Genomic DNA, 5,000 nt, shown 5'->3' with positions numbered 1-5,000 from the left:
TACCCGACAAGGAATTTCGCTACCTTAGGACCGTTATAGTTACGGCCGCCGTTTACTGGGGCTTCAGTCAGAAGCTTTGGGTTACCCCGAACATCCTTCCTTAACCTTCCAGCACCGGGCAGGTATCAGGCTCTATACGTCATCTTTCGATTTTGCAGGGCCCTGTGTTTTTGTTAAACAGTTGGTTGGACCATTTTACTGAGACCGCATTACTGCGGTACGCCTTATCCCGAAGTTACAGCGTCAATTTGCCTAGTTCCTTTACCACGGATCACTCGAGCGCCTGAGGATACTCTCCTCGACTACCTGTGTCGGTTTACGGTACGGGCTGCTATAACCTAACCTTAGAGGTTTTTCTTGGAAGTCTGATTAGAGACACTATCAGTGCGGCCGAAGCTTTACTGTACTATCAGGTTCATCATTCTCTGCGGATTTACCTACAAAAAATATAACTACACCCTTTAACGCACTATTCCGTAAGTGCGCGGTCTGTTCACTACTCCGTTACCCCATCGAAATTATAGCAGGTACTGGAATATTCACCAGTTTGCCATCAGCTACGCCTCTCGGCTTTGCCTAAGGACCCGACTAACCCTGATCCGATTAGCGTTGATCAGGAACCCTTAGTCTTACGGCGAATAGGTTTTTCACCTATTTTATCGTTACTTATGCCTACATTTTCTTTTCTAAACGCTCCAGCATATCTCGCGATACACCTTCAATGCAGTTTAGAATGCTCCCCTACCGATTATCTTACGATAATCCTAAAGCTTCGGTTGTATGTTTGATGCCCGATTATTTTCCGTGCTCAAACCCTCGACCAGTGAGCTGTTACGCACTCTTTAAATGAATGGCTGCTTCCAAGCCAACATCCTGGCTGTTATAGGATTTGAACTGCGTTTGTTCAACTTAACATACGATTAGGGACCTTAGCTGTTAATCTGGGTTATTTCCCTCTCGGCCATGGACCTTAGCGCCCACAGCCTCACTCCCGTAGATAATATCATAGCATTCGGAGTTTATTAGGGTTTGGTAGGCGGTGAAGCCCCCTAGCCCAATTAGTAGCTCTACCTCTATGATAACTCTGTATACGAGGCTGTTCCTAAAAACATTTCGGGGAGAACGAGCTATCTCTCAGTTTGATTGGCCTTTCACCCCTATCCACAGGTCATCCCATAGCTTTTCAACGCTAATGAGTTCGGTCCTCCAGTTTGTGTTACCAAACCTTCAACCTGCCCATGGATAGATCACAAAGTTTCGCGTCTACCCCCACTGACTATATTGCGCTCTGTTAGAACTCGCTTTCGCTACGGCTCCGCAACTTAAGTGCTTAACCTTGCCAGTGAGGAGTAACTCGTAGGCTCATTATGCAAAAGGCACGCCGTCACCCTGTAACAGGCTCCGACCGCTTGTAGGCGCACGGTTTCAGGTACTATTTCACTCTTCTGTTCGAAGTACTTTTCACCTTTCCCTTACGGTACTGGTTCACTATCGGTCTTTAGGGAGTATTTAGCCTTACCAGATGGTGCTGGCAGTTTCACACAGGATTCCTCCGGTCCCGCGCTACTCAGGATACTACACGTCCATCAGAATTTCTGTCTACAGGGCTATCACCTGCTATGGCTCATCTTTCCAGATGATTCAACTTGATCTGACTTTCTAAAAGTAGTCCTACAACCCCGTGGCAGCACGCCACCACGGTTTGGGCTCTTCCCCGTTCGCTCGCCACTACTTAGGGAATCATTAATTTATTTTCTTTTCCTGCAGGTACTTAGATGTTTCAGTTCCCTGCGTTGGCCTCCTTTCGGATAATACACCTTCAGTGTACTGGGTTGTCCCATTCGGAAATCTACGGATGTAACGATCGTTTGCATCTCCCCGTAGCTTATCGCAGCTTACCACGTCCTTCTTCGCCTCCTAAAGCCAAGGCATCCGCCATGCGCCCTTATTCGCTTTAAATATCTTTCAAATTGTATACTGTATTACAACTTTTTTTCCCAATATGTCAAAGAGCTTATCTTATTTCTAAGACTTGTTGATGTTTCGGATCCGATCCGTGTGAACCCTTGCGGCTCGTACATCTTAGCTTATCATTACCTTTTTAAGAACTTCCCGTTTCGCGTCGTTTGCGTTGGGGTTGCAAAGGTAGTGATTATTTCATTTTTGCCAAATCTTTTTTGAAGTTTTTTCTCTTTTTTATTTCAGTTTGAACCTGGATAATTGAAAAGCAGCTTCGTTAAAAATCTGTATGAACAAAGAACTTTATTACTCGTTTTTTCGAGCGGATGGCAAAGATACAATCTTTACTTTCTATCAACAAAAAATAACCAGACTTTTTTTTTACCGTAGTAGCGGTATAGATGTGTGGTGTAATTTCCTAAGAAGGGATAAAAAAGCCTCTGAAAATACATTCAGAGGCTTTCTAATAAATATGGCAGCTACCTACTCTCCCGCATTGTGGTGCAGTACCATCGGCCATAAGGGGCTTAACTTCTCTGTTCGGAATGGGAAGAGGTGAACACCCTTGGCAAAACCACCATAAGATCTTGAAGATCTTTTTGTTACCATGACGGTAACGCAATAAGTTGCATATTGGGAAAGTTATAATACAATATAAATAAAATTAAAGCTTACGGGCAATTAGTACTACTCGGCTTCGATGTTACCACCCTTACACCTGTAGCCTATCAACGTCGTAGTCTCCGACGGCCCTTAAAAGTAAACTCATCTTGAGGTAGGTTTCACGCTTAGATGCTTTCAGCGTTTATCCTTTCCGTACATAGCTACTCGGCACTGCACCTGGCGGCACAACCGATACACCAGCGGTACGTACGACCCGGTCCTCTCGTACTAAGGTCATGTCCCCGCAATTTACTAACGATCACAACAGATAGGGACCGAACTGTCTTGCGACGTTCTGAACCCAGTTCACGTGCCACTTTAATCGGCGAACAGCCGAACCCTTGGGACCTTCTCCAGCCCCAGGATGTGACGAACCGACATCGAGGTGCCAAACCTCCCCGTCGATATGAGCTCTTGGGGGAGATCAGCCTGTTATCCCCGGAGTACCTTTTATCCTTTGAGCGATGGCCCTTCCATGCAGAACCACCGGATCACTTTAGCCAGCTTTCGCTCCTGCTCGGCTGGTCAGCCTCACAGTCAAGCACCCTTTTACTAATGCGCTCTGCGTACGATTACCAACCGTACTGAGGGTACCTTTGCGAGCCTCCGTTACTTTTTAGGAGGCGACCACCCCAGTCAAACTACCCACCAAACAATGTCCCCGTTACCGGGTTAGACTCTAAACAACAGAAGGTTGGTATTTCAACGTTGACTCCACAACTCCTGGCGAAGCTGCTTCATAGTCTCCCAACTATCCTACACATCTGTGGTTCAAAATCAATGTTAAGTTGTAGTGAAGGTTCACGGGGTCTTTCCGTCCCGTTGCGATTAACCGGCATCTTCACCGATACTACAATTTCACCGAGCTCGTGGTAGAGACAGTGTCCAACTCATTAGACCATTCGTGCAGGTCGGAACTTACCCGACAAGGAATTTCGCTACCTTAGGACCGTTATAGTTACGGCCGCCGTTTACTGGGGCTTCAGTCAGAAGCTTTGGGTTACCCCGAACATCCTTCCTTAACCTTCCAGCACCGGGCAGGTATCAGGCTCTATACGTCATCTTTCGATTTTGCAGGGCCCTGTGTTTTTGTTAAACAGTTGGTTGGACCATTTTACTGAGACCGCATTACTGCGGTACGCCTTATCCCGAAGTTACAGCGTCAATTTGCCTAGTTCCTTTACCACGGATCACTCGAGCGCCTGAGGATACTCTCCTCGACTACCTGTGTCGGTTTACGGTACGGGCTGCTATAACCTAACCTTAGAGGTTTTTCTTGGAAGTCTGATTAGAGACACTATCAGTGCGGCCGAAGCTTTACTGTACTATCAGGTTCATCATCTCTTGCGGATTTACCTACAAAAAATATAACTACACCCTTTAACGCACTATTCCGTAAGTGCGCGGTCTGTTCACTACTCCGTTACCCCATCGAAATTATAGCAGGTACTGGAATATTCACCAGTTTGCCATCAGCTACGCCTCTCGGCTTTGCCTAAGGACCCGACTAACCCTGATCCGATTAGCGTTGATCAGGAACCCTTAGTCTTACGGCGAATAGGTTTTTCACCTATTTTATCGTTACTTATGCCTACATTTTCTTTTCTAAACGCTCCAGCATATCTCGCGATACACCTTCAATGCAGTTTAGAATGCTCCCCTACCGATTATCTTACGATAATCCTAAAGCTTCGGTTGTATGTTTGATGCCCGATTATTTTCCGTGCTCAAACCCTCGACCAGTGAGCTGTTACGCACTCTTTAAATGAATGGCTGCTTCCAAGCCAACATCCTGGCTGTTATAGGATTTGAACTGCGTTTGTTCAACTTAACATACGATTAGGGACCTTAGCTGTTAATCTGGGTTATTTCCCTCTCGGCCATGGACCTTAGCGCCCACAGCCTCACTCCCGTAGATAATATCATAGCATTCGGAGTTTATTAGGGTTTGGTAGGCGGTGAAGCCCCCTAGCCCAATTAGTAGCTCTACCTCTATGATAACTCTGTATACGAGGCTGTTCCTAAAAACATTTCGGGGAAACGAGCTATCTCTCAGTTTGATTGGCCTTTCACCCCTATCCACAGGTCATCCCATAGCTTTTCAACGCTAATGAGTTCGGTCCTCCAGTTTGTGTTACCAAACCTTCAACCTGCCCATGGATAGATCACAAAGTTTCGCGTCTACCCCCACTGACTATATTGCGCTCTGTTAGAACTCGCTTTCGCTACGGCTCCGCAACTTAAGTGCTTAACCTTGCCAGTGAGGAGTAACTCGTAGGCTCATTATGCAAAAGGCACGCCGTCACCCTGTAACAGGCTCCGACCGCTTGTAGGCGCACGGTTTCAGGTACTATTTCACTCTTCTGTTCGAAGTACTT

Annotated in this window: 3 rRNA genes (2 of these 3 only partly in view); all 3 read right to left on the bottom strand. The window is 46.4% G+C overall.

Annotated features, from left to right (window positions below):
* Nucleotides 1–1,959, bottom strand: a 23S ribosomal RNA gene (locus SIO70_RS08365); it reaches 921 nt to the left of the window's first position.
* A 470-nt stretch (nucleotides 1,960–2,429) separates the two neighbouring features.
* Nucleotides 2,430–2,541, bottom strand: a 5S ribosomal RNA gene (rrf, locus tag SIO70_RS08360).
* 79 nt (nucleotides 2,542–2,620) lie between these two features.
* A 23S ribosomal RNA gene (locus SIO70_RS08355) occupies nucleotides 2,621–5,000 on the bottom strand; it runs 498 nt beyond the window's last position.

This window comes from Chitinophaga sancti (genome assembly GCF_034087045.1).
Lineage (GTDB): Bacteria > Bacteroidota > Bacteroidia > Chitinophagales > Chitinophagaceae > Chitinophaga > Chitinophaga sancti_B.
This window is presented reverse-complemented; position numbering and strand designations above follow the sequence as displayed.